This is a genomic window from Planococcus sp. SSTMD024, assembly GCF_041320495.1.
Classification (GTDB): Bacteria; Bacillota; Bacilli; order Bacillales_A; family Planococcaceae; genus Planococcus.
On the sequence record NZ_JBGGNS010000019.1, the window covers coordinates 153,909 to 179,067 of the forward strand.

Sequence of the window (25,159 nt, forward strand, 5' to 3'; positions counted from 1 at the left end):
GTCTCCCCATATTATAGCAAGACAGGGCAAATGTACAAACAAGAGCCCTATTTTCAGCTTTTTCGCTGGACAATCAACTCTGTCAATTCCCTAAGTAATTGCTGCTCTCCCGGAAGTTCCGCAATCGCGCCAAGCGCCTGCTGTGCGTGGTAATCCAGCTTTTCTTTCGCTTTCGGCAAGGTCAGGATGCCGGGATACGTGCTTTTATCGCTCGTTTCGTCCTTGCCGGCCGTTTTTCCGAGCTCTTCGGAAGTGCCGGTTACATCCAAAATGTCATCCTGGATTTGGAACGCCAGCCCGAGATGGCGGCCGAATGTTGAAAGCGCCACCAATTGCTCAGAGCTGGCACCTGCAAGGATGGCCCCTGAAATGATGCTATAGGTCAATAAGGCTCCGGTCTTCAACAAATGCACTTGTTCCAATTGTTCCAGGCTCAGCTGCTTTTCTTCCCCTTCGATATCGAGAACCTGGCCGCCGACCATGCCTTCCGCGCCGGCCGCTGTCGACAATAAGTCGATGAGGCGCACTTTGTCTTCCGCAGAAACATCTTCCAGGCGCGCCAGAATCCCAAAGCTTAACGTTAACAAAGCATCACCCGCTAAAATGGCGACGGCTTCCCCGAATATTTTATGGTTGGTCGGCATGCCGCGCCGCAAGTCGTCATTGTCCATGCTCGGCAAATCATCGTGGATCAAGGAATATGTATGGATCATTTCAATCGCAGCCGCCACTTTCAAAGCATCCGGATGGGCTGCACCTTGTTCATGCATCGTCGCGAGCACAAGCATCGGCCGAATCCGCTTGCCTCCTGCCTGAAGCGAATAATGCATTGATTCTTTCAAGGATTCGGGAATCGCCAAACCACTGATCAATTCCGCCATCTCCTGCTGGATGACCGGTTCATAATGGGTTCTGAATTGTTTTAAGTTCATTGCGCATTCCCTTCCCCTTCGATTTCAGCAGGGACTTCTTTTCCGTCTTTCATCATCGTCACCAGCTGGTTCTCGGCATTTTTCAATTTATCGTGGCACAGCTTCGACAACTCCATGCCCTTCTGGTAAAGCGTCAAGGCTTCTTCGAGCGGTACATCGCCTTGTTCGAGCAATTTGACGATTTCCTCCAACTGCTCCATTGCGTCATTGAACATCAAGTTATTTTCTGCCATTTAGTCGCGCTCCTTATCTTTTGGGTTGATCGCTTCGATGACGGTCTCGACTTCCCCGTCTTTCAATGAAAGGCTCAGCCGATCGCCAAGCTCCAACTGATCCACTGATTTCACCACTCCGCCTTCCTTGAACGGAATTGCATAGCCTCTGTCCATGATCTTCAAAGGGCTGAGCGCATCCAAGGTACGGATTGCAGACTTCAATTGCTGCTCCCGCTGCAGGAATACATTGGCGATACGCTGGTCGAGACGCTCTTTGAGGCTGGCCAAATCGCGTTCGGCTTGGCGGATGCGGTCAGCCGGGTTGCGATTTTCCAATTGCCGCGAAAGCATCGCCAGACGGTCGCCCGAGCGCCTTGCAGTCAGCAAGGTCTCGCGCTGCAGCGCATCCGTCGCCCGTTCGATGCGCTCGATGAACGGCCGGTAGAGCCGGTCCGGGTAGGCCATCGGATAGGAATTTTGCAGCTGTGCCAGGCGAATGCGCCGTTGCTCCAAATCATTCGACATGAGCCGAAACATCACTTGGCGCTGCCCCATGACACGCTCAAGCAGCTCTATGCGGCTTGGAACCGCGAGCTCTGCTGCGGCTGTCGGGGTGGCTGCGCGCAAATCGGCCACAAAATCAGCAATCGTCGTATCGGTTTCGTGACCGACCGCCGAGATGACGGGAATACTTGAATCATAAATCGCCCGCGCCACCGCTTCTTCATTGAATGCCCACAAGTCTTCAATCGACCCGCCACCGCGCCCGACAATCAAGACGTCGCTATCCGTGCGGTTTGCTTGTTGGATGGACTGGACAATCGACTGGACAGCTCCCTGGCCTTGCACCAATGTCGGAAACAGCACAATTCGCGCGAGCGGGTAACGCCGCCTGAGCGTCGTAATGACATCGCGTACCGCTGCTCCGGTCTGCGCCGTGATGACTGCAACTTTTTCAGGAAAGGCAGGCAGCGGCTGTTTATGCGCAGCATTGAATAAGCCTTCTTTGCCGAGCTTTTCCTTTAATTGCTCGAACGCCAAATAATAATCGCCGATGCCATCGGGCTGCATCGACTGGGCATATAATTGGTATTGTCCCGATGCTTCGTAAACGGAGATATCCCCGCGGATCAGGACTGTCATGCCGCTTTCGGGACGGAATTTCATCGATTTCGCCTTCGCCGAGAACATGACAGCCGGCATGCGTGCTTTCTGGTCTTTCAACGTGAAGTAGATATGCCCGCTTGTATGGATTTTTACGTTCGACAGCTCCCCTTTGACGTAAACATCACGCAAATGGGGATCGGCATCGAATTTCTTTTTTATGTATTTCGTTAATGCTGCAACACTTAAGTACGGGTCGGTCGCCAAAATGTCAACCCCTGTCTATGGAAAGTAAAAAGCTGTCTTTCTTTCGAAAAACAGCTCTATTTGCTATTCATTTTACACGCTTTCGCTGGCTTTGTCTTTCGATAATCCTTTTTCAGCCGACTGCAAGGTATTTTCCATCAGCATCGCGATGGTCATCGGCCCAACGCCGCCCGGCACAGGCGTGATGAAGCTGGCACGCTCACGCACCGCTTCGAAATCGACATCGCCGCAGAGCTTGCCGTTTTCGTCACGGTTCATGCCGACATCGATGACGACGGCGCCTTCTTTAATATGGTCTGCCCCGATGAACTTCGCACGGCCGATTGCCGCGATGACGATGTCTGCCTGCTTGGTCATCGCCTTCAAGTCCTGTGTTTTCGAATGGCAATAAGTCACGGTCGCATCTTTTTGCAATAGCAGCTGGCCGACCGGCTTGCCGACGATATTGCTGCGGCCGATGACGACGGCGTGCTTGCCTGCGGGGTCGATGCCGTAATGCTCAAGAAGCGCCATCACTCCGTGCGGCGTGCACGGCAGGAACGTGTCTTTGCCGATCATCATATTCCCCACGGAAATCGGGTGGAAGCCGTCGACATCCTTTTCGGGAGCGATTGCCGTGATGATCTTGAACTCATCAATTTGGGCTGGAAGCGGCAATTGCACCAAAATGCCATGGATGTCCGGGTCGTTATTCAATTCATCGATTTTTTCAAGCAGTTCGCGTTCGGTCAGTGAAGCAGGGTATAAATGGAGATCCGAACGCATGCCCAGCGATTCACAGGTTTTCTTCTTGTTTTTGACATAAGTTTGCGAAGCGGAATCATCGCCCACCAAAACGACCGACAGGCCAGGGATGATTCCGTTTGTTTTCAGTTTCTCTACACGTTGTTGCACTTGCTCTTTAATTTTCAGGCTTACGGCTTTTCCATCAATCAATTCAGCAGTCACGTAGATTCCTCCAATGATTAGTTCGCAGTTTGGTCAGTGAATTTCGAAAGGACGCCGTTGACGAAACGGCTTGATTTATCGTCACCGAAGGTCTTGCTCAATTCGATCGCTTCGTTCAAGACGACGCGGCTCGGCGCATCGTCCATATATTCAAGTTCGAAAACAGCCATGCGCAAAATGGTGCGTTCGACTTTCGGCAAGCGTTCAAGCGACCAGTTCTGCAAATGGCCTTTCAGTTTTCCGTCGATTTCCTGCTGTTTGCTGTTCGTGCCTTCTACCAGCAGTTTATAGAACTGGTCGGTTTCCCCGTCCATGACATGTTCCATCGCTTCTTCGATTGTCAATTCGGTTCCATCGAGCTGGAATAGCGTCTGAAGCGCTTTTTCCCGTGCTTCGTGTCGTTTCATCATAATTCCGGTCTCCTTTTTCAAGCTGATTATCCCCCCATTATACAGGTAATCGCGTGGAACTTCCAAGTTTGAAATGTTCCAACAAATCACCACTGGCGCAGCGCTTCCATAAAAAGCAGGCTGGCCGGACATGCTCGTGCATGATCCGGCCAGCCTGCTTATCAGTCCACTTGGGGATTGTCGAAATGTATACCGGTAATGTGCACATTCACTTCCTGCGTCTGCAAAGAAGTCATTGTCTCCAAGGTCTGGCGGACTTGTTCCTGGATTTTCTTGGCGGTATTCGGGATCGAGACGCCGTAATCGATGACGCAATAGACATCGATCGCTAAGCCTTCATCCGACAATTCGGTTTTGATGCCTTTGCCATGGACTTTTTTGCCCAAACGTTCAACGACGCCTGAAGCGAAATTGCCGCGCATGCTGGCAACGCCTTCGATATCGGTGGCCGCAATGCTGGCGATTATTTCCAGCACTTCCGATGCGACTTCGATATTCCCAAGATCCTGGGCACCGGGTGATTTCATTTTTACGTAAGGGATTACTTTTTCTGCCATCTGCTTATTCCTCCTCAGGAGCCCATTACATCATATTTTTCCAGGAATTTCGTATTGAAGTCCCCGGACTTGAACACCTCATGGTCCATGAGGCGGAGATGGAATGGAATGGTCGTGAAGACGCCCTCGACGACAAATTCATCAAGCGCACGCTTCATCTTGGCCACTGCTTCCTCGCGCGTGTCGGCGAATGTGATGAGCTTGGCCACCATTGAATCGTAATAAGGCGGGATTGTATAGCCAGAATACATCGCCGAATCGACGCGCACGCCCATGCCGCCCGGCGGCAAGTACATATCCACACGGCCAGCAGAAGGCATGAAGTTTTTCAGCGGGTTTTCGGCATTGATGCGGCATTCGATCGACCAGCCTTTGAACGTCACGTCCTCTTGTCTGTAAGCGAGCGTCTCGCCGGAAGCGACTTTCAATTGCTGTTGGATCAAATCGATGCCGGTGATCATTTCAGTGACCGGGTGTTCAACTTGGATGCGTGTATTCATTTCCATGAAATAGAACTTTTGGTTCTCAACGTCAAAGATGAATTCGACTGTTCCAGCGCCGCGGTAATTGACCGCTTGCGCCGCTTTTACCGCCGCTTCGCCCATTTCAGCTCTTAGTTCGGCTGATAACGCGGGAGATGGTGCTTCTTCGACAAGTTTTTGCATGCGGCGCTGGATCGAGCAATCGCGTTCGCCGAGGTGGATGGCATTGCCATGCGAATCGGCCAACACCTGGATTTCGATGTGGCGGAAATCCTCGATGAACTTCTCGATATAGACGCCCGGGTTGCCGAATGCTGCAGCTGCTTCTTTTTGCGTCATATTCAAGCCCTTGACGAAGTCTTCGCGCGTTCTCGCCACGCGGATCCCTTTGCCGCCGCCGCCTGCCGTCGCTTTGATGATGACCGGGAAACCGATTTTCTCAGCAATTTCCAAGCCTTCCTCTTCGCTTCCGACGATGCCGGTCGAGCCTGGCACGACCGGAACACCGGCTTCGCGCATCGTTTCGCGGGCGACATCTTTTGTGCCCATTTTCGAAATCGCTGCGGCTGTCGGCCCGATGAACATGATGTCGCACGCTTCGCATAACTCCGCAAAACTCGAGTTTTCAGCGAGGAAACCATATCCCGGGTGAATGCCATCACAATTCGTCAGTTTTGCGACGCTAATGATATTGGAAAAGTTCAAATAGCTGTCTTTTGACAATTTCGGCCCGATGCAATAGGCTTCATCGGCCAGTTCAACGTGGAGCGCTTCTTTATCCGCTTCTGAATAAACCGCTACCGTCTGGATGTCCATTTCTTTGCAGGCGCGGATGATTCGAACGGCGATTTCCCCGCGGTTGGCAATCAATACTTTTTTCATCATCGTCAGCCCCCCTTAGTTTGCTTTTACGAGGAACAAAGGCTGTCCGTATTCGACCAGTTGGCCATCTTTGACTAGGATCTCAGCGATTTCCCCATCCACTTCTGCTTCGATTTCGTTAAAGAGCTTCATCGCTTCTACGATGCAAACGACTTGGTCTGCAGAAACTTTCGTTCCGACAGCTACGTAAGCATCTTCTTCCGGTGATGGCGATTGATAGAACGTGCCGACCATCGGAGAAAGGATTTTATGCAAATCTTCGTTTGACGCGTTGGCAGCCTCAGCCGCTTCTGTTTGCACCGGCTGTTCGGTCGGGGCAGCTTCAGCTGGTTCTGCTTGTTTCGGAGCTGCTGGCGCTGGTGCCTGTGCAGGTTCTTCAACCACTTTTGATTGAACCGCTGCCGGTTGTGAAGGGCTGGATGAATTTTTCTTCATCTTGACCTTGACGCCGTCAAATTCATAGCTGAATTCGCTAATGGATGAATTATCCACCAATTTGATGATTTCACGAATTTCCTGGATTTTCATTATATACCTACTCCCCTGTTATGTATTTATTTTTAGCTACTTCCCCATTTTAGACTTTTTTGAATCATTTTGAAATAGCAAGGCCGACATTTTAAAAAAAGGCCCCTTAAAAGAGGCCTTTCTTACTTATTGGGCACGCGATACGTACGAAGAATCGGTCGTATTGATGATTAGTTTATCCCCTTGATTGATAAAGAACGGCACTTGGACAGAGAGACCTGTCGTCAGGATTGCCGGTTTTGACCCGCCGCTGGCTGTATCTCCCTTGATGCCCGGGTCTGTTTCAGCCACTTCGAGGACCACTGTATTCGGAAGTTCTACGCCAAGCACTTCGCCGTGGTATTGGATGACTTGTACATCCATGTTTTCCTGCAGGAATTTCAGCTCATATTCGATGCTTTTTTCCGGCAATTCGATCTGGTCGTACGTTTCTGTATCCATGAATGCGTGCATATCGCCATTCGCGTACAAATATTGCATTTTGCGGTTGTCGATTTGCGCTTTTGCCACTTTCTCGCCGGCGCGGAATGTTTTTTCATTGACCGCTCCCGTGCGCAAATTGCGCAATTTCGAACGGACAAATGCCGCCCCTTTGCCCGGCTTGACGTGTTGGAATTCCATCACGCGCCAAATATCGTTATCCACTTCGATGGTCAATCCTGTTTTAAAATCGTTTACTGAAATCATTGTAGTTCCTCCGTTTGTTATAAAATGCGAAGCTCTTTGGAAGAATGCGTTAAACGCTCATTCCCCGTTTCGGTAATCAGTATATCATCTTCGATGCGCACTCCGCCAATTCCCGGCAAATAGATGCCCGGTTCGACCGTTACAGCCATACCCGGTTCCAAAACGGTTTCGGAACGGAACGACAGCCCTGGCCCTTCATGGACCTCAAGCCCGATGCCGTGGCCTGTCGAATGGCCGAATGCTTCCCCGTAGCCTTTCGACTTGATGTAATCGCGTGCAATGGCATCCGCTTCGATGCCGGTCATGCCCGGCTTGATCTTTTCAAGCGCCAATACTTGCGAATCCAAGACCACTTGATAGATTTCCTTCAACTTGTCGGACGGTTCGCCGACCGCGACCGTACGCGTGATGTCCGATACGTAACCATTGTACAAGGCGCCGAAATCGAGCGTGATAAGGTCGCCTTGCTCGATTTTCTTTTCGGATGCAACACCATGCGGCAATGCCGAACGCAAGCCCGATGCGACGATGATGTCGAACGATGAAGAAGTCGCGCCTTGTGAACGCATGAAAAATTCCAGTTCATTCGAAACTTCCAGTTCTGTCATTCCCGCCTTGATGTACGAGCAGATATGTTCGAACGCATCGTCGGCGATCTTGGCTGCCGCTTTCAGCACCGCCAGTTCTTCCGGTGATTTCACCATGCGCAGCTTTTCGATCAAGCCGCTAACCGGTTCAAGCGTTGCGGATAATTTTTCCTGATACTGCGAATAAGTCGCAAAGGTCATGTAATCCTGTTCGAATGCCAGACGCTCGACTGCCGCTTCCTGTGCGATGCGCGCCACTTCGTCAATCAAGCCTTTTTGGGCTTGGACCACTTTGAATTCCTTGACTTGCTCCCCTGCCTGTTCCGTGTAGCGGAAATCGGTAATGAACCAAGCATCGTTCGGCGTGATGAGCGCAAGCCCGGCCGTTCCGGTGAAGCCTGTAATAAAACGAAGATTGTACGGATTTGTCACCAGCAGGGAATCCAGTTCCCGCTTTTGCATTTGTTCACGCAGTTTCATCAATTTCATCGGTTTCATCCTTTCTGTTGTCGAAGCAAGAGCGACTGGAGCCCCAGCCGGTAGACGTCCTTGCCAAAGCCGGCAATTTGCCCGATGGCTACCGGCGCGATATGGGAATGGTGGCGGAACTCTTCACGTGCATGGATATTGGAAATATGTACTTCAACGACCGGCACTTGGACCGATGCGATGGCGTCGCGCAAGGCGACGCTTGTATGCGTATAGGCACCGGCATTCAAGACGATGCCGGAAATGCCATCATCATCCGCGCCGTGAATCCAATCGATCAGTTCGCCTTCGTGATTGGACTGCCGGCACATCAGCTCGAAGTTTTCACTTTCTGCAAATTCCACCAGTTCCTGCTCCAGCTCCTGCAATGTAAAACTACCGTACGCTTGTTTTTCGCGTTTGCCGAGACGGTTTAAATTGGGACCGTTCAACACCAGGACTCTCATGCCCTTGCACCCCTTTCTTGGCTTTCCTTTTCCATTTTAGCATACGATCAATTCGCAGCAAGCCAGAAGACGGAGACGCGTATGCATACAAAAAGCGGAAGCCTTTTGGGCTTCCGCTTTTGCCGCCTGAGAATATCGCTCCGGCTATATGAAGTTCTGTGTTACAGTCCGCATTTTAATTGGGCTGCACAATTTGTGCACGTATTGCATCCACCCATTTCTTCCACTGTCCCTTTGCGGCACACTGGGCACGTATTGCCCACTTCCGAACCGATCGTGACATTAGTCGAGCGCAAGTCTTGGATCGTGTCGATCAAGACCACTGGACGTTTGCCGGTATCTTCTTCCTTGTGTTCTTCTTCGAATGTATTGTCTTCTGCTTTTAATGTCAGCACCTGCGAATCACGGCTGCCGTCGACATAGACTGTGCCGCCTTTGGCACCGCCTTTGTAGAGGCGCTCATAGACGCCTTCAACTTGTTCGACGGTATAGCCTTTCGGCGCATTGACCGTTTTCGAGATCGAGGAATCGATCCAGCGCTGGATGATGCATTGGACATCAGCATGCGCTTCGGGCGCGAGGTCCATCGATGTGACAAATGCTTTCGGCAAATTGTCTTCGTCTGCATCCGGGTTACTCTTCAAGTATTCACGGACGATATCCGCTTTTACTTCGATGAATTTCCCGAGGCGCCCGCTGCGGTAATACGTAAACGAATAATATGGTTCAAGTCCCGTCGAAACCCCGACCATCGTGCCCGTAGAGCCTGTTGGCGCAACCGTCAATAGATGGGAGTTGCGGATTCCTTTGTCAAGCACCGCTTGGCGGATTTCTTCCGGCATTCCTTGCATAAAGCCGGTCTCGGTAAAGGCACGGCGCAGGTTCTCGGTTTCTGCATCTGTTTCGCCCACAAGGAACGGGAAGCTGCCGCGCTCTTCAGCAAGCTCAGTAGAAGCTTCGTACGCTGCGACTGCGATCGTTTTGAAAATCTCATCGACCAGCTCGTTGCCTTCTGGCGATCCGTATTCACGGTCCGAATAGATGAGCAGATCAGCAAGGCCCATGACGCCAAGGCCGACACGGCGTTCGCCGAGTGCCTGGATGCGGTTTTCTTCCAGGAAATAAGGCGTTGCATCGATGACGTTGTCTTGCATGCGCACGCCGACGCGCACCGTTTCTTTGAGTGCTTCAAAATCGACTTGCTTCGTTTTCGGATCCGCAAAGCGTGCCAAGTTGACGGCCGCCAAGTTGCATACGGAATATGGCGCAAGCGGCTGTTCACCGCACGGGTTCGTCGCCACGACTTTTTGGCCATATGCGGTCGCGTTCGTTTTTTCATTGGCGTTATCGATGAAGAAAATGCCCGGTTCTGCGGAATATGTCGCGCATACATTGATCAAGTTCCACAGTTCGCGCGCTTTGATCACGCGGTAGGTCCGGACTTTATGACCCATTTTTTCCCATTCGCGAACATCACCGATCTTATGCCATTCTTCGTTGTAGACGGCCATCTCTTCTTTTGAATAGGATTCGACCGCCGGGAAACGCAATTCGAAATCTTCGTCTTTTTCGACTGCTTCCATGAAGTCTTTCGTCAAGGTGACGGAAATATTGGCGCCGGTAAGGAATTCTTCGTTATGGACGGAGAATGTGCCGCCGTCGCGCAGTTTCGTTTCCGCGTCGCGCATGATTTTTTCGTTGAAGCCGCCCATGCCCGGAATCGTCCGGTAATTGAGCAATCCTTGGTACATCGCTTCTTCCTGCTCGGTTAGCGGTTTGAACTTCAATTTATCGTTCGCCAGGCGTTTGATCGTTTCATCTTCTGTGTTTTCGATCAAATAGCGCAAAATACGCGGGTTCTGCATTTTGGAAATGATGAATTCCGCAATGTCCGGATGCCAGTCGGCAAGCATGATCATCTGGGCGCCGCGGCGCGAACCGCCTTGTTCGACGAGATGTGTCAGTTTTGCGATGTCATCCAGCCAGGAAACAGAACCGGATGATTTGCCGTTGACGCCTCTTGCCAGCGTATTGCGCGGGCGAAGTGTCGACCCGTTCGTACCGACACCGCCGCCGCGGCTCATGATTTCCATCACTTGCTTGCGGTGGTCTGAGATGCCTTCACGCGAATCGGCGACGAATGGCATGACGTAGCAGTTAAAATATGTGACATCTGTGTCAGCGCCTGCCCCGTACAGCACACGGCCCGCAGGAACGAAATTCAAGTTGACGAGCTGCTCGTAGAATTTCGTGAACCATTCGCTTTGCTTTTCAGGGGTTGTCTCGACTGCTGAAAGCCCAGTGGCATTGCGTTTGGCAATTTGCTCATAAAATACTTCGAGCGGTTTTTCGATGACATCGATTGGCCGGTTGACGATGCCTTGTTCGACCTCTTCAGGCTTGTCGATGGCGCTGCGGTAATCTTCTTCGATCCAGACGCGCGCTTTGTTGGCATCTTTGTCGATCGAGACGATGTAGCCGAGGCCGCGCGCCGGGAATTTCGGGTCTTCTTTGACCGTCAGCACGACGAAATCACCGGGCTTTAATGTGCTTTTGCTTGTGTCCTTGAAGGAATAGCGGTCAATCATGACCAGGCGGGATACGCCTTTATGGGTTTTTTTCATGTCCTTTGTTACCGCGTGGACTTGGGGGAAAGCTTCAATGTCTTTGTTCAGGGACTCGACGTTTAATGTATATTCGGATTGTGTGGCGGAAACCATTTGACAAATCCTCCTTTATATTATATGGAGTTAACACTATATATAGTATTATTACAATTCCCATGATACTATATATTGAAACCCACTCGCAATAACATTTTTCTGATGGAAAATTCGCCACAGCAGATAACTGAGCAATGACAAGGGTTTGGCGTTTTGCCTTTCGTTAAAATGAGACGAAAGACACGTATGTTCGCATAATTCAGCGCAAAAATCGATTTAATTCCTTCGGGAAAGCACTTGACAATTGAAAGCCCACCAGCAGCGCGCTTCCTGCCTGCAGCTTTCACAGGATTGCCTCTGATTTGCCCAGAATACTGTAACATAGCCATTGAATATCCGTCACCTTATCTCTTATAATGGGTAAGTATAGAAAGGGGCAAGAACAGTGGAATTTTTGTATATCACATTGGGCGTCGTTATCGCCATCCTCATTTTTGCGGTCGTCTCCTTCCTGCGCATCCGCAAAGCGGTCACCGATCTGAATCAGGAAGAATTCATCCAAGGCTACCGCAAAGCGCAGCTCATCGATGTCCGGGAACCGAAAGATTTTGCAGCCGGCCATATCCTCGGGGCGCGCAACATCCCGCAATCGCAATTGCGCCAGCGCTACAAGGAAATCCGCGCCGACAAACCGGTCTACCTGTATGACCAGAACGGGGCAAGAAGCGGTCGCGTCGCATTGTTCCTGAAGAAAAAAGGGTATGACCAATTGTTCCAATTGCAGGGCGGCTTCAAGAAATGGACAGGCAAAATCAAATCCAAATAATAAAAACCCGGAAGCATCTGCTTCCGGGTTTTTTTATTTTTGGTCATTCGCTGTCTGTCGGTTTCTGGTAACGAAGCACCGGCTTGCGTGCCGCTTTCGTTTCGTCCAGCCGGTTGATGACCGTCGTATGCGGGGCATTTTGGACGATCTCCGGATTTTCTTCCACTTCTCGCGCAATCTGGATCATTGCATCGATAAAGTCATCGAGCGTTTCTTTCGATTCCGTCTCGGTCGGCTCGATCATCATGCCTTCTTCCACATTAAGCGGGAAGTAAATCGTCGGCGGATGGTAACCGAAATCGAGCAGGCGCTTCGCCATATCGAGCGTTCTGACGCCGAGCTTCTTCTGGCGGCGGCCGCTCAAGACGAATTCATGTTTGCAGTGGCGGTCGTACGGCAGATCGAAATGAGGCGCGAGCCTTCTCATCATGTAGTTGGCGTTCAAGACGGCGTATTCGGTCACTTTCTTCAAGCCGTCAGGCCCCATCGTGCGGATGTACGTATAGGCACGAACATTGATGCCGAAGTTGCCATAGAACGGCTTGACGCGCCCGATGGAGTCAGGGCGGTTGTAATCGAATGTAAAGCCTTCATCGGTCTTGATAAGGATCGGCTTCGGCAAATACGGGATCAAGTCCGCTTGCACGCCGACTGGGCCAGATCCTGGGCCGCCACCGCCGTGAGGGCCTGTGAAGGTTTTATGCAAGTTCAAATGGACGACGTCAAAGCCCATGTCGCCAGGGCGTGCTTTCGACATGACAGCGTTCAAGTTTGCGCCGTCATAATACAGCTTGCCACCGACTTTATGGATGATCGACGCCATTTCAAGGATATCTTCTTCGAAAAGGCCGAGCGTGTTCGGGTTCGTCAGCATAAGTGCCGCCGTGTCGTCACCGACCACGCGCTTCAAATCGTCCAGGTCGACCAGGCCGTGCTCGTTTGATTTCACGGTCACTGTCTCGAAACCAGCGACTGTCGCAGAAGCGGGGTTCGTGCCGTGTGCAGAATCCGGCACAATGACTTTCGTGCGGTTGAAATCACCGTTCGCTTCGTGGAAAGCGCGGATCATCATGAGGCCCGTCCATTCCCCGTGTGCACCTGCAGCCGGCTGAAGCGTCACTTCGTCCATGCCGGTGATTTCCTTCAAGTGTTCCTGAAGGTCATACATCAATTCCATCGCGCCTTGAACAGTCGATTCTTCCTGCAGCGGGTGGATGTTCGCAAATCCGGAGTAGCGGGCAACGGATTCATTGATTTTCGGATTGTATTTCATCGTGCACGAGCCGAGCGGATAGAATCCCGAATCGACGCCGTGGTTGCGTTTTGATAGCGCTGTGTAATGGCGCATGATGTCGAGTTCCGAGACTTCCGGCAATTCCGCAAATTCCTCGCGTACTAGCTCTTCACCGAGCAGTTCATTCAAATCCACTTCCGGTACATCCAGTTCCGGCAAGCTGTAGCCGACGCGGCCTTGTTTGGTCATTTCAAAAATGAGTGGCTGGTTGTCTTTATGCATGGGAAGCCTCCGTTTCTCGCACGAATGCATCGATTTCCTGTACAAACGCGTCGATTTCTTCTTTAGAACGCTGCTCAGTGACTGCAATGAGCATATGCCCTTGCAACTCATCGTAGCTCAAGCCAAGATCATAGCCGCCGATCATGCCTTTCTCGAATAAAGCCGCATTCAATTCCTTGACCGATGAGCCGAGCTTGACGGCAATTTCATTGAAATGGGCGCCGTCGAATGCAATCTCGAAACCGGACTTCTTCAGTTGCTGCTTCATGTAATGCGTCTTGGCGATATTCTGCACTGCGATTTCCTTTGCGCCTTCCTTGCCGAGCGCCGTCATGGCGACAGAAGCCGCCAAGGCGTTCAAGGCTTGATTCGAGCAAATATTCGACGTCGCCTTGTCGCGGCGGATATGCTGTTCGCGCGCTTGCAAAGTCAAGACAAATCCGCGTCTGCCTTCATCGTCAGTCGTTTCACCGACAAGGCGTCCCGGGACTTTGCGCATCAATTTCTGCGTCACGGCGAAATAACCGCAATGGGGGCCGCCGAATGCTTCCGGAATGCCGAATGGCTGAGCGTCGCCGACTGTGATATCAGCGCCGAATTTGCCCGGAGGCGTCAGCGCGCCGAGTGCCAGCGGGTTGGATGACACCGTGAACAAAGCGCCCGCTTCGTGGACGATCGGTTCGATTTCCTTCAAGTTCTCCACTTGGCCGAAAAAGTTCGGGTATTGGACCATGACGGTCGCGGTATTTTCATCGACCATTTCCTTCAAGGCGTCGATATCCGTACGGCCGTCTTTTAACGGGATTTCCACGACATCGATTGATTGGCCGAGCGCATAGGTGCGGACGACGTCTCTTGATTCCGGGTGGACGGCACGGGAAACTAGGATTTTCTTGCGGCGCGTCTGGCCAGCTGCAAGCATGCCCGCTTCCGCGAGTGCCGTGCCGCCGTCGTACATGGAGGAGTTCGCGATGTCCATGCCGGTCAGTTCAGCGATCATCGTCTGGAATTCGAAGATTGCCTGCAATTCCCCTTGGGAGATTTCCGGCTGGTAAGGTGTATAGGCTGTGTAAAATTCAGAACGGGAGATGACGTGATCGACAATGATCGGTTTGTAATGGTCATAAACACCAGCACCGAGGAACGAAGCATAACGGACCGAATCCGCATTCTTGCCGGCGAGCTGTGCCAGCTCTTTCGTCAGGGCCGATTCGGATTTTGCAGGCTTGATATTGTACTCGCCTTTGAAACGTACTTTTTCAGGAATGTCCGAAAACAATTCGTCGATCGATTGGACGCCGATCGTCTCGAGCATGTCTTTTTCATCTTGGGAAGTCATTGGTAGATAGCGATGTTTCATCGTGTGCAGTCCCCTTCTTTATTCGGATTATTTGGAGCGTTTATAAAATGGCGCTGCGACAATTTTTGCTTTCAGGCGCTTGTTGCGGATTTCGACATCCACTTCCGTGCCAAGCTCAATATGGTCAGCATCCAGCAAGGCCAGTCCGACATTCTTTTTCAATGTCGGCGACTGGGTCCCGGTCGTGACTTCGCCGATTTTTTCCTCGCCCTTGTACACTGCATAGCCATGGCGCGGGATGCCCTTGTCGATCATTTCGATGCCGACGGATTTGCGCGGCACTCCAGCTTCTTTTTGTTCCGCTAAAGCCTGTTTTCCGATAAAGTCGGAGTCTTTTTTCAATTTGACGGCAAAACCGATGCCGGCTTCAAGCGGCGTAATCTCTTTTGACAATTCCTGCCCATAAAGCGCAAGGCCTGCTTCAAAACGCAGCGTATCGCGGGCGCCTAGCCCTGCCGGCACAACGCCTTGTGATTCGCCCGCTTCCAGGATCCGGTCCCATAGAGCCGTAACGGCATCCGGGCTGCCGTAGATTTCAAATCCATCTTCTCCTGTATAGCCGGTACGGGAAACCAACACTTGTTGACCGGCAACTTCTACATTGTCCTTGAACCGGAACGGGCGGATCGCCGATAAGTCTTCTTCGGTCAACGCAGACAACACTTTTTCAGCCAGCGGCCCTTGCAGCGCCAGCAAGCCAAAGCGCTCCGAGGCATTGTCAAGCTCGACTTCGCCTTCGTGGTGTTTTTGCATCCAATCGAAATCCTTGTCGATATTCGATGCATTGACTACCAGCAGATAGCGGTCATCGCCGAGTTTATAGACAAGCAAATCGTCGATGGTGCCACCATCTTCATAACATAAGGCCGTGTATTGCGCCTGGCCGTCTTGAAGCTTCGATACATCATTGGTCAGCAATTTCTGTAAATAAGTCAGGCTGTCTGGGCCTGAGACGAATATTTCGCCCATATGGGAGACATCAAACAATCCCGCTTTCGTGCGGACTGCTTCGTGCTCGTCTTTGATGGATGAAAATTGCACCGGCAATTCCCATCCGCCGAAATCGATCGTCTTTCCGCCGTAGCGGGCATACGATTCAAACAAAGGTGTTCGCTTCAATTGTCCCAATCTTTTCCCCTCCTGTTTTCAAGGCACACAAAAAGGACAGAAAATCCCCTTTACTGTGAAAGGGAATTCTCTGTCCTGGCACCTGAAAGTTTACCGTAACGGCTTTCCTCATCGGTAGCTGCACATCGTCAGCATTCTCCAGAGATGCGTCCTGTACGAGTCTTTTTGCCTGAGAGATTCATGACTGATCATTTGCTCCTTCGGCGACGCTATTGCGTTCTCTCCCCGTACAATCATCCGCCCAAATCAATGATGAATTGGTCCATCCCGTTATACAGAATAGTATAACTTCGACTACATCCTAACATTGAATCGACGAAAGCGCAATCTTTTTTACCTTAAAGCGCTAATAACGAACATTTTTATTGATAATATTAAAATCATTCGTTTTTCAAGCGTTTGACTTGAAATGCAGCATATTGTGTAATCTGCCTCAGCGTGCGGTGCTCGGTCCGGATGGTAATATGTGCCGTCCGCTTATAATCACGGTATCGCGATTTGTGGAGCGCTTCGATTTCCTCGCGCGTCGAGCGCCTGACAATCGGGCGGTTCGGATCTTTATGGATGCGCCGCCAGATTTCTTTAAAAGGGGCATCGAGGAATAACACGAGTCCCGTCTGGCGCATGATGCGCTGGTTCACTTTGCGCATCGTGACGCCACCACCCGTTGAGATGATGCAATGATCCTGTTGCAAATTTTGCAAAAATTCCGTTTCGAGATTCCTGAAATAATCTTCGCCAAAGCGCTCGAAAATCTCAGGTATCGTCATGCCCGTCTGACGGACGATTTCTTTGTCCATGTCATAATAAGGCATTTTCAATAAAAAACTTAGCCTCCTGCCGACCGCACTTTTGCCGCAGCCCATAAAACCGATCAAATATATTCTGTTCATTGTACCCACCCGTACTACCCTACTCAGGGATTTTATTTTGCCCAATTTCCATCAGTAGTTGTATAGTAGCATTTCTATGAACATTTTCCAAACTATCATAAGTCTGATATTCAATCGCGTAAAGCAGCACCATATGGGATAACAGCATCAATGCGGATAGAAAGAATACGAGGGACAAAGGGTAGACTGCGCCGGATTGGCTAGTCAAAAAGCGCAAGCGCATAATCGGCCTCCTCTTTTGCGCCGCTTTGGAATTCCAGCTGGATGGTTAAACGTTTGCCTTCTATCTGAAAAAAACTGTTTTTCACATCAGTCAGCATGATTTCATGGCCCTGATGGTCTTTTCGCTTGCGCACAACGCTGCCGTACAATTCGACATCGTAGACAATGGCTTGACGAACAATGCGCAGGCCTTTTCCATCGCGCGTAATGTATACTTGTTCACTCCCATCCAGATACTGTTGCAGTTCCAACGTAAACAGCCGGAACTCCGTGGCGCTGGAATCCAGATCCATCAGAAAATGCGAACTGAACAAATAAAACATCACGGCAAGCGGCAGCATAATCGACACTGCCAACAATTCCAACAGGCTGTCGAGAAACGTAAACCCTTTTGATGACCGGATGTTCACTCGATGCATAAGCGTTCCCGCTTCCCTTGAAAATCCACGTACTCAACGCAGTGGCCTTCAGCTTGCCAAGAATACAAGATGCCGTTGACTGAGCGCCGCCCTTCAGCATTGCCTGTCGAGGCAATGCTTTTTGCCGCCTCGTGCAAAGTCTCATAAGCCGCTAGACGTTCTTTTTTCAGTTCGAGCCTTACCTGCATATCGTGGACGAGCGGCAACAGCGAACCGAACACAAGAAATACCATAAACAGGCTGAGCATCGTTTCCGCTACCGAGATGCCCCTGTCATTTCGAAACCACCACGCGCCCTTTTCCAAGATGGACCGTCACCGTCCTTTCCCCGCTGCTGGTCGAAAAGCGCATCGTCCCTGGCTGGCGGATCGACCCATTCGGCGTGAAATACACTTCACGGAGACTGCTGGTTGCATTCAAACTGATCGATTTCGGCATGGCCCTGGCATATCCCGGCCGGCTCAAGCCATACATTACTTCATAGCCCGGCTTGTCGTTCCAAAAAAACAAGACTACAGACGTTTTAAGCAAGTAACTTTGGCTTTGCGCATAATGGATGTCTTGTTCCAGCAATGCGAAAAACCGCTCTTCTTCGCGCTTATTTTCGAGTGCTGCAGCAGAGCCCACAACAAGCGAAGCGCTTATTCCCACCGACATCAACACGAGAAGCATTTCAATCAGCGTAAATCCACCATTGCTTTTTAGGAGGCTTTCGATGAGCTCACCACGCCGTCAACTGAAATATTGATCACTTCCCCATTCGGACAGCTCGTTTCTCCTGTTTTCAAATAACCTTCAGATACCAAATCAGCCATAGCCGGCACCGCTTTTTTATCCATTCGATAGGATTCTACCTGCCCCTGGACCATTTGCACGAATGCTTTGCATCCTTTTTCATCGACCGCCGACGTCTGTTTCGAGACATTCGGGATGGCGATGGCAATCAATACCGTTATGATCAACATGACAATCAGCATTTCGATGAGCGTAAAGCCCCGTTGGTTTTTCAATCGTTTCATCGTATTCCTCCTTATATCGTATGGACGAGATTGTACATCGGCAAGAGAATCGCTAAATAGGCCGCGACAATACACACGGCAATCAACACAAAGAAACTGGGCTGGATAATTTTCAATGAACGCTGGGCTTGCAGTTCAATTCGGTCGAGCAATACTTCGCTATAGAGCATCAATTCTTTCCCGAGCATGCCGGTCGCTTCTCCGTGGCGGATGAATGCCGCCATATCGTTCGCCGCAAAGGCATGGCGGTCAACAGCAACCGACAGGGCGATGCCGGTTTTGACTTCATCGTGCAACGATTCAGCGATTCGGCTGATAATGGGGTGATGCCGCTGCTTGCGCAACAGCATCAACGCCTCCTGCAAGGAAATGCCGCTATGCAAAAGCGTGCCGAGTTCCCTGGAGGCGAGCTGCGACCAATAAAGCCGCATGACCGGGCCGATGACCGGGAGCTTGATCAATAGCTTCATTTGGCGCCCGGCAGGCTGCCGCTTGAGGTATTCTCGGAAGCCAAGTACGAGTAATGCGGCAAACGTGAAGACAGCAATCGCTACGTCAGGAATGCGCAGCAAATAAACCGGGACCCCCGCCCCTTCTTCGCCGTGCTGCAGAGAAGAGATCAGGGCAGTCAGATTGGGCACGTAATTGGTCCTGAAAAACAAGAACAACGCGGCGGTAAGAATCAATAGCGAGACAGGGTAGACGAGGATATTGCGGAGCTTTTTCTGCACTTCTTCGGTCCGCTTGAAGCCCGCAGCGATGCCATGAATCGCTTCACTGAGCTTGCCATGGAACTCGGCAATCTCGACCGGGAACAACACGCGCTCGCGGAACCCGAGAAATTTCAGCACTTCGGCAGCATTGCCGCCGCCCTTCAAGATGCGGTCCATTCCTGAGAGTGCTTCATCTGTACGATCTGTATGCATGGGCAAAAGGAGCGTCATGGCGACGGGAAACAAATAGCCTTCTGACATCAGCACCGACAGCCTGGTCAGAAATTGGGCGCGTTCACGAAACGGCAAGCGCCTAGAACTCGAAACCGGAATGAAGCGCACCGATCCTCACCCCTTCCCGGATCTGCCCGCCGAACGATAAATGCTCCGGCAGCTCATACTCCTGCTGCTGTTTCGCTGAACGAATGGCATCCGCCAAACTGGTATCACACAAGATTTCATATAATGCGCGGTGTTTCGTCTCGAGCTGGTCCAAATCCTCGTACATCGGCACAATTTTCTGGGCTGCGATGCCGATGAGCGTCTGCAGCATGTCTTCATACGGGATTCCTAGGTCATGGAGCCTGTGGAGGCAGCCGACCGAATGCCTGGCATGGATCGTCGAAAACACCAAATGCCCTGTCAAGGCGGCCCTGACGGCTATTTCAGCAGTTTCTGCATCACGGATTTCGCCGATCATGATGATGTCGGGGTCATGCCTTAAAATGGCTTTTAAGCCGGTCGCATAATTCATCCCCGACTTTTCGTTCACTTGAATTTGAAGAAAGGCGGGATTTTGGCGCTCAACTGGATCTTCAAGCGTAATGACATTGCGGTTGAGCCGTTCGGAACAATGGCGCAAGAGTGAATACAAAGTGGTCGATTTGCCGCAGCCGGTCGGGCCCGTCAACAGCATCAGCCCTTGCCGTTCGCCGGCAAGCTTCTCGAGCAGCCTGGCCGAATCGCGGAATGCCGCCAATTCATCGAGAAATAATGCAGTGCTGTCAGGGATGACACGGATAACGATGCTTTCTTTCGTCATGACTGAAGGCAAGGTTGAAATGCGGAAATGATGGGTCTGCCCATTCATCTGGAGATGAAATGAGCCGGTTTGGGGTTTTCGTTTTTCGCTCATGTCCAAAAGGGAGAGGTATTTGAAATAAGCAATCATGCGATCGCCTAAATCGAAGGGGATTTTCGCCACCGGCTTGAATCGGTTGTACGTCCGGTAGGTGATGCTGTAATCGCGGGGTTCGGGCCTGATGTGGATATCGGTGGTTTTTTCTTCTACGGCAGAATGCAATAGATCGAAGCATCGACGTTCAATGATATCTTGCATACTCACCTCCTGTCCGGGTCTGTGAGCGGAGGCTGCCTCTCCGCTCCCCATTAGTATAAGCACAAGGATTGCCTTTGAATATCGAAAATACCAAAATAATTATTTGAACGCTTAAAAGCCTTAAAAACCTGGATTTCAAGGCTTGCGCCGATCGCTTGAGAACGCTTTATGGATAAGCCTACACGGCTTTGTCACAAACTAGCCCGAAGTCCTTGTTTACACATAGACTCGTCTTCCTATATAATGAATAGGAGATTATTGTATTGTGGCAAAGGAGGGATTACCCATGGATAATATGTTTAAATTAATGGGATGGTGGACTGGAATCTTTGCAATCTTATTTTACGTCGGCGATATGGTAGAAGTATCATTGTTGATGGTTGCCAATACCGGCTTCTTCGTTCTTCTTGGATACTTAAATATTTCTGAACGCATGTACATGTATATTTTCGGAGCCTATCTGACAGTCTTTTTCGTTGGCTTTACTTACTACTCTACGTTCATCCACATCCCAGGAGCAGGTCATTAATAGTAATTGAATGTGAACACAAAAAAACGGCCATCTCGGCCGTTTTTTTAATGCCCTTTACATGCGCAGGAAAGGATTATGCTGTTGCTCTTGCTTCGGCGTCGTTTCCGGGCCATGCCCTGGGAACAGGAAGGTTTCTTCCGGCAGCGTCAACAGCGATTCACGGATCGAGTTTAGCAGCACCTGTTCTGAGCCTTCCGCCAAATCGGTGCGCCCGATGCTTCCGGAAAACAACGTGTCCCCCACAATTGCGAAACGGTCCTCCGGAAAATAAAAGCTTACACTGCCAGGCGAATGCCCGGGGGTATGGAATAACTCCATTTTGAACGGGCCGATTTGGAGCGATTGTTCATCGGTGATCAATTCATCCGCATCCGCTACACGGTAATCCGGCAAAGCCGCATATTTACCGGAGCCGTTCAAGTTCGGCCGTCCCAGGAAATCGCGTTCTTTGTAATGAAGATAGACTGGGATTTTGTATATATCCCTCAATTCGTCGACCGCACCGATATGGTCGAAATGGGCGTGCGTCAAAAGGATTGCAAGCGGCATTAATTGCTTGCGTTTCACGACCTCTTGAATTCTCCCCGCTTCCTCTCCGGGATCGAAAATGACGCATTGCTTCTCGTGCCCTGATATGATGTAGCAATTCGTTTGCACTGGGCCTAGTTCCAGCCGATCGATTTTCAACATGTCTTTCACCTCATTAGCAGTATATCATGAACACATTCTTTTGCTTGTTCAATAGAATGACATTTTTACGGCTCGACAAACTTGCAGAATTTCTTTACAATATAAAGAGTAGAAGACGGCACTGGCTGTTAAAGTTGAAGGGAGTGTCATAAGATGAGTTGGATTTTGATGGTTATTTTCGGCCTCACAGCAGTTCTTGCTGCAATCGGTACAGTTCAAACCCTAAAAAACAAAGAAGTTTTAGGATTCTTATTTAATTTTGGGACCTTTGTTATTTTCGGCGGTTTCACCGTTGCAACTCTCATTACACACGGTTACCCACCTGGCCTTCATTAAGAAAAGAAACCGGCGCATCCATTGCGCCGGTTTTTTATTGGCCACAGAAAAGGGCTGCCCCAACCATCGTGGTTGGGGCAGCCCTTTTTCGTATTACGGTTGTTCTTGTTCGCCAAATGTATTCAATTGGCCGTTTTCCTCTTCGTAGAACCTCAGCAAATCGCCGTTGATGATCGATTCGGAATACTGTAGTTCCTCAAGGGCACGTTCAGCATATGGATCGCATGCGCTTTGGTCTTCCACTGGTTCGCCCGTTTCGATATCGTAGCAGACATTTGCGGCATAGACATATTCGTCGGTCACAAAGCGCCCGTCACGGAAGATGACGAATTCCTCGTGTTCTTCAGAGAATAAGTCGCCCCCGAATTGAACGTCTTTTTCGGTTTCCATGCCCATCAAATGCAGAATCGTTGAACGCATATCCACTTGGCCGCCGACTTCTTCATCGACATAGCCCTTTTCATATCCAGGGATATGGACGAAAAACGGCACTTTCTGCAATTGCGCCGATTCAAACGGCGTAATTTCCTTGCCTAGATACTGCGCCATCGCTTCATTGTGGTTATCGGAGATCCCGTAATGGTCGCCGTACATCACGATGATGGAGTTTTCGTACAATCCTTGTTCCTTCAAATCCTCGAACAAGGATTTGACCGCTTCGTCCAAATAACGCACCGTCTGGAAATAGCGGTTCAATGTGCCGGAATTGGAATCGAATTCCTCGATCAGCTTGTCTTCTTCATCCAAAGTAAACGGATGGTGGTTGGTAAGCGACAACAGGCGCGTATAGAACGGCTGCTGCATTTCGGACATATGGCCGACGGATTGCTCGAAGAACGGAATGTCCTTCATGCCCCAGTTGACAGCTTGCCCTTCGCCCACTGTATAGCTCTGGATATCGTAGAACTTGTCGATCTCTAGGGATTCGTACATCATGTCGCGGTTCCAGAAGCTTTTCGTGTTGGCGTGCTGGACATTGGTCGAATAGCCTTCATTGCCCATCTTCTCCGCCATGGAATTGAAAGTATTGCCGCTGTGCGTAAAGAACACGGCGCCCCCGCTCAAGGGGTACATGCCGGTCTCGAGCAGGAATTCAGAGTCGGATGTCTTGCCGAGCCCGGTCTGGTGATAGAAGTTCGGGAAATAGATCGTATCTTCGTCTTGTGTCAATTCGTTCATGAAAGGCGTGATGGTCTCGCCATTCATTTCATTATTCAAGACGAAAGTCTGCAACGATTCAAGCGTCACGACGATCAAATTACGCCCTTCCGCTGCGCCGAACATTTCCTCAGACGGTTCCGCCTGGTTCGAACGGACGTAGTTGGTCACTTCCGTCAATTCGGAACCGTCCGCAAGCGCACGCTGGGCTTGGGATTTCGATTGGATGTAGACATCATACAGATGGTAATTGTACATGCCCAGGTTCTTGACGAGCATTTCGCGGTCAAAGCTTCTCGTCAATAGTTGCGGGCGTTCCGCTTCCGCAAGCCCGAGATTGAAGAACAGCACAGCTGCCGACAGGACAAAATACGCTTTGCGGTGTGTCGCTGCTGATTTGACTGTGGTCTCCTTCTCCTTCACGAAACGCATCGCCAAGAGAATGACGATAATGTCCGCGAAGTAGAGAATGTCGGTCCAGTAGATGCTCGCGGCAGCACTGTTGCCGAGGTCGCCGAAATTATTGGTCTGGAACAATACGGGCAGCGTGATGAAATCCGTAAAGAAGCGATAGAACGCCACGTTGCCGTATAGGATAATCGACGTCACGACGGCGATAACCAGGATATAGCGGTTTCTTGCTTTTTTGCTCTTGAAGAAGAGCGCGCCTCCATAGGCGAACAATAATAAGCTTAAGGGGTTCAAGAACAGGATGAATTCCTGCAATGCATTGTCGATTGTAATAGAAAAGGCCGCTTTGTAGACAACATATGTCGTCAGCCAAGTCGCAATGACCGCTATGGCCAGGACCGAATGCTTAGGCCATTCTTTGTTTTTCATTGCCGCACATCCTCCTCGTCTTACCGGAGCGCTTGTCCGGTTCGTGCGAAATTCAGTTTCAAATAAAATGGAAATTCAATACCTTATAGTATAAAACAAATCACCCTCGAGCGAAAGCAATTACCCTTAATAGACGCATCAAAACGCTTCCGGTTTCATGATTTTCCTTTTTTCTCATATTCTGTGCGCTTCTGCCGCAAGATCATCAAGGCGGATGCGTATTCACGCGGCGTGATGAAATCATGGTTGTACAGATCCCGGATGTCGGATTCCATCAAATCGAGATCCGACACGAAATCGGCTGTGTAAATGATCGTTCCGTACCTTTTCAGCAACTGCATGACATCGTAAAGGTCTTTCATGTTCTCACCGCCTTTGAATCGATCGTTCGTTTTTCAGTGATGATGCCATCGACCGGAATGTCGTGGCTTTCGACAGGCAATTCACCTGCCAATTGGAGTTCGAACGCAAGCGAGCGGGTGTTGCCGCCAAACCCGCTCAAATACCGGTCATAATAGCCTCCGCCGAAGCCAATGCGGTAACCGCTCTCCGTAAAGACCACACCTGGCACGATCAATAAATCGAGGCTTTCAGGGCCGACAGCTTCCGTTTGGGCTTCGATCGGTTCCTGGAGGTCCATATACACCATTTCCAATTGCTCGAGCCTGTCGAACAAGCGGAAGTCCATCGTCCGCTCTTTAGCAAAACATTTCGGGGCGGCGACTTTCTTCCCCAGTCGCCAACACGTTTCAATAAGCGGGATCGTATCGACTTCCGGCCAGCGCGAGATGGTCACTCCGATGGTAGTGGATTCTTGAAAATCTGGGTCTTCTATGAGTTTCTCCAAAATCGCCGATGACATTCGGGCATGTTGTGATTTTGTAAGTTCATTCATTTGGCTGATCACCGATTTCCTCAATACGGCTTTTTCCATTGTGCAAACGCCCTTTCTGCGGAACTGTAAATCCTGT

The 25,159-nt window shown here is 50.5% G+C and carries 29 protein-coding genes and 1 riboswitch; of the genes, 3 read left to right on the forward strand and 26 right to left on the reverse strand.

Annotated elements, in window-relative coordinates:
- Nucleotides 1-53: 53 nt before the first annotated feature.
- From AB9R92_RS04635 to AB9R92_RS04690, 12 genes are all read right to left on the reverse strand, one after another.
- Complete coding sequence (locus AB9R92_RS04635) at nucleotides 54-932, reverse strand: polyprenyl synthetase family protein (protein ID WP_370668337.1); 879 nt, start codon at nucleotides 930-932, stop codon at nucleotides 54-56.
- A complete protein-coding gene (gene xseB / locus AB9R92_RS04640; RefSeq protein ID WP_068869076.1) occupies nucleotides 929-1,165 on the reverse strand; it encodes an exodeoxyribonuclease VII small subunit in 237 nt (78 codons plus the stop codon). The genes AB9R92_RS04635 and xseB overlap by 4 nt, the downstream gene beginning before the upstream one ends.
- Nucleotides 1,166-2,518 (reverse strand): exodeoxyribonuclease VII large subunit, encoded by a 1,353-nt coding sequence (gene xseA, locus AB9R92_RS04645; RefSeq protein ID WP_370668338.1) that lies wholly within the window; start codon nucleotides 2,516-2,518, stop codon nucleotides 1,166-1,168. It abuts the gene before it with no gap.
- Nucleotides 2,519-2,590: 72 nt separating this feature from the next.
- On the reverse strand, nucleotides 2,591-3,466 hold the full coding sequence (gene folD, locus AB9R92_RS04650; RefSeq protein WP_370668339.1) for a bifunctional methylenetetrahydrofolate dehydrogenase/methenyltetrahydrofolate cyclohydrolase FolD: 876 nt from the start codon (nucleotides 3,464-3,466) through the stop codon (nucleotides 2,591-2,593).
- Nucleotides 3,467-3,483: 17 nt separating this feature from the next.
- On the reverse strand, nucleotides 3,484-3,873 hold the full coding sequence (gene nusB, locus AB9R92_RS04655) for a transcription antitermination factor NusB (RefSeq protein WP_370668512.1): 390 nt from the start codon (nucleotides 3,871-3,873) through the stop codon (nucleotides 3,484-3,486).
- Nucleotides 3,874-4,037: 164 nt separating this feature from the next.
- Complete coding sequence (locus AB9R92_RS04660) at nucleotides 4,038-4,433, reverse strand: Asp23/Gls24 family envelope stress response protein (protein ID WP_058380877.1); 396 nt, start codon at nucleotides 4,431-4,433, stop codon at nucleotides 4,038-4,040.
- 14 nt (nucleotides 4,434-4,447) lie between these two features.
- Nucleotides 4,448-5,800, reverse strand: a complete 1,353-nt coding sequence (gene accC / locus AB9R92_RS04665) for an acetyl-CoA carboxylase biotin carboxylase subunit (protein WP_370668340.1) — start codon at nucleotides 5,798-5,800, stop codon at nucleotides 4,448-4,450.
- A 12-nt stretch (nucleotides 5,801-5,812) separates the two neighbouring features.
- Nucleotides 5,813-6,325, reverse strand: a complete 513-nt coding sequence (accB, locus tag AB9R92_RS04670; protein WP_370668341.1) for an acetyl-CoA carboxylase biotin carboxyl carrier protein — start codon at nucleotides 6,323-6,325, stop codon at nucleotides 5,813-5,815.
- 126 nt (nucleotides 6,326-6,451) lie between these two features.
- A complete protein-coding gene (efp, locus tag AB9R92_RS04675) occupies nucleotides 6,452-7,012 on the reverse strand; it encodes an elongation factor P (RefSeq protein ID WP_370668342.1) in 561 nt (186 codons plus the stop codon).
- A 17-nt stretch (nucleotides 7,013-7,029) separates the two neighbouring features.
- Nucleotides 7,030-8,088, reverse strand: coding sequence for a M24 family metallopeptidase (locus tag AB9R92_RS04680; RefSeq protein ID WP_370668343.1), 1,059 nt, complete (start codon nucleotides 8,086-8,088; stop codon nucleotides 7,030-7,032).
- A gap of 5 nt (nucleotides 8,089-8,093) precedes the next feature.
- Complete coding sequence (gene aroQ, locus AB9R92_RS04685; protein WP_370668344.1) at nucleotides 8,094-8,534, reverse strand: type II 3-dehydroquinate dehydratase; 441 nt, start codon at nucleotides 8,532-8,534, stop codon at nucleotides 8,094-8,096.
- A 161-nt stretch (nucleotides 8,535-8,695) separates the two neighbouring features.
- Entirely contained in the window at nucleotides 8,696-11,254 is a 2,559-nt protein-coding gene (locus AB9R92_RS04690; protein ID WP_370668345.1) for a vitamin B12-dependent ribonucleotide reductase, read from the reverse strand.
- Between the two features lie 388 nt (nucleotides 11,255-11,642).
- Between AB9R92_RS04690 and AB9R92_RS04695 the strand changes: the two genes are divergently transcribed.
- Complete coding sequence (locus AB9R92_RS04695; RefSeq protein WP_370668346.1) at nucleotides 11,643-12,023, forward strand: rhodanese-like domain-containing protein; 381 nt, start codon at nucleotides 11,643-11,645, stop codon at nucleotides 12,021-12,023.
- Between the two features lie 43 nt (nucleotides 12,024-12,066).
- Here AB9R92_RS04695 and gcvPB read toward each other — a convergent pair whose 3' ends face one another.
- From gcvPB to comGA, 10 genes are all read right to left on the reverse strand, one after another.
- Complete coding sequence (gene gcvPB, locus AB9R92_RS04700) at nucleotides 12,067-13,539, reverse strand: aminomethyl-transferring glycine dehydrogenase subunit GcvPB (protein WP_370668347.1); 1,473 nt, start codon at nucleotides 13,537-13,539, stop codon at nucleotides 12,067-12,069.
- Nucleotides 13,532-14,899 (reverse strand): aminomethyl-transferring glycine dehydrogenase subunit GcvPA, encoded by a 1,368-nt coding sequence (gene gcvPA, locus AB9R92_RS04705; protein WP_370668348.1) that lies wholly within the window; start codon nucleotides 14,897-14,899, stop codon nucleotides 13,532-13,534. The genes gcvPB and gcvPA overlap by 8 nt, the downstream gene beginning before the upstream one ends.
- A 27-nt stretch (nucleotides 14,900-14,926) precedes the next feature.
- A complete protein-coding gene (gene gcvT, locus AB9R92_RS04710) occupies nucleotides 14,927-16,027 on the reverse strand; it encodes a glycine cleavage system aminomethyltransferase GcvT (RefSeq protein WP_370668349.1) in 1,101 nt (366 codons plus the stop codon).
- A 147-nt stretch (nucleotides 16,028-16,174) separates the two neighbouring features.
- A riboswitch (glycine riboswitch) is annotated at nucleotides 16,175-16,264 on the reverse strand.
- Nucleotides 16,265-16,407: 143 nt separating this feature from the next.
- Nucleotides 16,408-16,920 (reverse strand): shikimate kinase, encoded by a 513-nt coding sequence (locus AB9R92_RS04715; RefSeq protein ID WP_370668350.1) that lies wholly within the window; start codon nucleotides 16,918-16,920, stop codon nucleotides 16,408-16,410.
- A 200-nt stretch (nucleotides 16,921-17,120) separates the two neighbouring features.
- Nucleotides 17,121-17,561, reverse strand: a complete 441-nt coding sequence (locus AB9R92_RS04720; protein ID WP_370668351.1) for a competence type IV pilus minor pilin ComGF — start codon at nucleotides 17,559-17,561, stop codon at nucleotides 17,121-17,123.
- Entirely contained in the window at nucleotides 17,549-17,866 is a 318-nt protein-coding gene (locus AB9R92_RS04725; RefSeq protein ID WP_370668352.1) for a hypothetical protein, read from the reverse strand. Before AB9R92_RS04725 ends, AB9R92_RS04720 begins: the two co-directional genes overlap by 13 nt.
- Nucleotides 17,835-18,212 carry a competence protein ComG gene (locus AB9R92_RS04730; RefSeq protein ID WP_370668353.1) on the reverse strand — a complete coding sequence of 126 codons (378 nt, stop codon included), beginning with the start codon at nucleotides 18,210-18,212 and terminating at the stop codon, nucleotides 17,835-17,837. The genes AB9R92_RS04725 and AB9R92_RS04730 overlap by 32 nt, the downstream gene beginning before the upstream one ends.
- Nucleotides 18,213-18,262: 50 nt before the next feature.
- Nucleotides 18,263-18,580, reverse strand: coding sequence for a competence type IV pilus major pilin ComGC (gene comGC, locus AB9R92_RS04735; RefSeq protein ID WP_370668354.1), 318 nt, complete (start codon nucleotides 18,578-18,580; stop codon nucleotides 18,263-18,265).
- A gap of 11 nt (nucleotides 18,581-18,591) precedes the next feature.
- Entirely contained in the window at nucleotides 18,592-19,635 is a 1,044-nt protein-coding gene (gene comGB / locus AB9R92_RS04740) for a competence type IV pilus assembly protein ComGB (protein ID WP_370668355.1), read from the reverse strand.
- Nucleotides 19,607-20,632, reverse strand: a complete 1,026-nt coding sequence (gene comGA / locus AB9R92_RS04745) for a competence type IV pilus ATPase ComGA (protein ID WP_370668356.1) — start codon at nucleotides 20,630-20,632, stop codon at nucleotides 19,607-19,609. The genes comGB and comGA overlap by 29 nt, the downstream gene beginning before the upstream one ends.
- A gap of 286 nt (nucleotides 20,633-20,918) precedes the next feature.
- On the opposite strand from comGA, the gene AB9R92_RS04750 reads away from it, so the two are divergent.
- The gene (locus tag AB9R92_RS04750) at nucleotides 20,919-21,161 is read left to right on the forward strand and encodes a DUF2626 domain-containing protein (RefSeq protein ID WP_370668357.1); all 243 of its coding nucleotides are present in this window, start codon (nucleotides 20,919-20,921) and stop codon (nucleotides 21,159-21,161) included.
- A gap of 57 nt (nucleotides 21,162-21,218) precedes the next feature.
- On the opposite strand, the gene AB9R92_RS04755 is transcribed toward AB9R92_RS04750, so the two are convergent.
- The gene (locus AB9R92_RS04755; protein ID WP_370668358.1) at nucleotides 21,219-21,854 is read right to left on the reverse strand and encodes an MBL fold metallo-hydrolase; all 636 of its coding nucleotides are present in this window, start codon (nucleotides 21,852-21,854) and stop codon (nucleotides 21,219-21,221) included.
- A gap of 153 nt (nucleotides 21,855-22,007) precedes the next feature.
- Here AB9R92_RS04755 and AB9R92_RS04760 point away from each other — a divergent pair, with 153 nt between their 5' ends.
- Nucleotides 22,008-22,190: a DUF2759 domain-containing protein gene (locus AB9R92_RS04760; RefSeq protein ID WP_068869055.1), complete on the forward strand. Its 183-nt coding sequence runs from the start codon at nucleotides 22,008-22,010 to the stop codon at nucleotides 22,188-22,190.
- 93 nt (nucleotides 22,191-22,283) lie between these two features.
- On the opposite strand, the gene AB9R92_RS04765 is transcribed toward AB9R92_RS04760, so the two are convergent.
- The 3 genes from AB9R92_RS04765 to AB9R92_RS04775 form a co-directional block, all read right to left on the reverse strand.
- Complete coding sequence (locus tag AB9R92_RS04765; protein WP_370668359.1) at nucleotides 22,284-24,188, reverse strand: LTA synthase family protein; 1,905 nt, start codon at nucleotides 24,186-24,188, stop codon at nucleotides 22,284-22,286.
- Nucleotides 24,189-24,343: 155 nt separating this feature from the next.
- On the reverse strand, nucleotides 24,344-24,550 hold the full coding sequence (locus AB9R92_RS04770; RefSeq protein WP_370668360.1) for a YqgQ family protein: 207 nt from the start codon (nucleotides 24,548-24,550) through the stop codon (nucleotides 24,344-24,346).
- Entirely contained in the window at nucleotides 24,547-25,122 is a 576-nt protein-coding gene (locus AB9R92_RS04775; RefSeq protein WP_370668361.1) for a 5-formyltetrahydrofolate cyclo-ligase, read from the reverse strand. Before AB9R92_RS04775 ends, AB9R92_RS04770 begins: the two co-directional genes overlap by 4 nt.
- Nucleotides 25,123-25,159: the final 37 nt, after the last annotated feature.

Coding starts and splice junctions, on each gene's coding strand:
- AB9R92_RS04635 (WP_370668337.1), bottom strand. CDS start 932: ATGAACTTAAAACAATTCAGAACCCATTATGAACCGGTCATCCAGCAG.
- xseB (WP_068869076.1), bottom strand. CDS start 1,165: ATGGCAGAAAATAACTTGATGTTCAATGACGCAATGGAGCAGTTGGAG.
- nusB (WP_370668512.1), bottom strand. CDS start 3,873: ATGAAACGACACGAAGCACGGGAAAAAGCGCTTCAGACGCTATTCCAG.
- AB9R92_RS04660 (WP_058380877.1), bottom strand. CDS start 4,433: ATGGCAGAAAAAGTAATCCCTTACGTAAAAATGAAATCACCCGGTGCC.
- accC (WP_370668340.1), bottom strand. CDS start 5,800: ATGATGAAAAAAGTATTGATTGCCAACCGCGGGGAAATCGCCGTTCGA.
- accB (WP_370668341.1), bottom strand. CDS start 6,325: ATGAAAATCCAGGAAATTCGTGAAATCATCAAATTGGTGGATAATTCA.
- efp (WP_370668342.1), bottom strand. CDS start 7,012: ATGATTTCAGTAAACGATTTTAAAACAGGATTGACCATCGAAGTGGAT.
- AB9R92_RS04680 (WP_370668343.1), bottom strand. CDS start 8,088: ATGAAATTGATGAAACTGCGTGAACAAATGCAAAAGCGGGAACTGGAT.
- aroQ (WP_370668344.1), bottom strand. CDS start 8,534: ATGAGAGTCCTGGTGTTGAACGGTCCCAATTTAAACCGTCTCGGCAAA.
- AB9R92_RS04690 (WP_370668345.1), bottom strand. CDS start 11,254: ATGGTTTCCGCCACACAATCCGAATATACATTAAACGTCGAGTCCCTG.
- gcvPB (WP_370668347.1), bottom strand. CDS start 13,539: ATGCATAAAGACAACCAGCCACTCATTTTTGAAATGACCAAACAAGGC.
- gcvPA (WP_370668348.1), bottom strand. CDS start 14,899: ATGAAACATCGCTATCTACCAATGACTTCCCAAGATGAAAAAGACATG.
- AB9R92_RS04715 (WP_370668350.1), bottom strand. CDS start 16,920: ATGAACAGAATATATTTGATCGGTTTTATGGGCTGCGGCAAAAGTGCG.
- AB9R92_RS04720 (WP_370668351.1), bottom strand. CDS start 17,561: ATGCATCGAGTGAACATCCGGTCATCAAAAGGGTTTACGTTTCTCGAC.
- comGC (WP_370668354.1), bottom strand. CDS start 18,580: ATGAAACGATTGAAAAACCAACGGGGCTTTACGCTCATCGAAATGCTG.
- comGA (WP_370668356.1), bottom strand. CDS start 20,632: ATGCAAGATATCATTGAACGTCGATGCTTCGATCTATTGCATTCTGCC.
- AB9R92_RS04750 (WP_370668357.1), top strand. CDS start 20,919: ATGGATAATATGTTTAAATTAATGGGATGGTGGACTGGAATCTTTGCA.
- AB9R92_RS04755 (WP_370668358.1), bottom strand. CDS start 21,854: ATGTTGAAAATCGATCGGCTGGAACTAGGCCCAGTGCAAACGAATTGC.
- AB9R92_RS04760 (WP_068869055.1), top strand. CDS start 22,008: ATGAGTTGGATTTTGATGGTTATTTTCGGCCTCACAGCAGTTCTTGCT.
- AB9R92_RS04765 (WP_370668359.1), bottom strand. CDS start 24,188: ATGAAAAACAAAGAATGGCCTAAGCATTCGGTCCTGGCCATAGCGGTC.
- AB9R92_RS04770 (WP_370668360.1), bottom strand. CDS start 24,550: ATGAAAGACCTTTACGATGTCATGCAGTTGCTGAAAAGGTACGGAACG.
- AB9R92_RS04775 (WP_370668361.1), bottom strand. CDS start 25,122: ATGGAAAAAGCCGTATTGAGGAAATCGGTGATCAGCCAAATGAATGAA.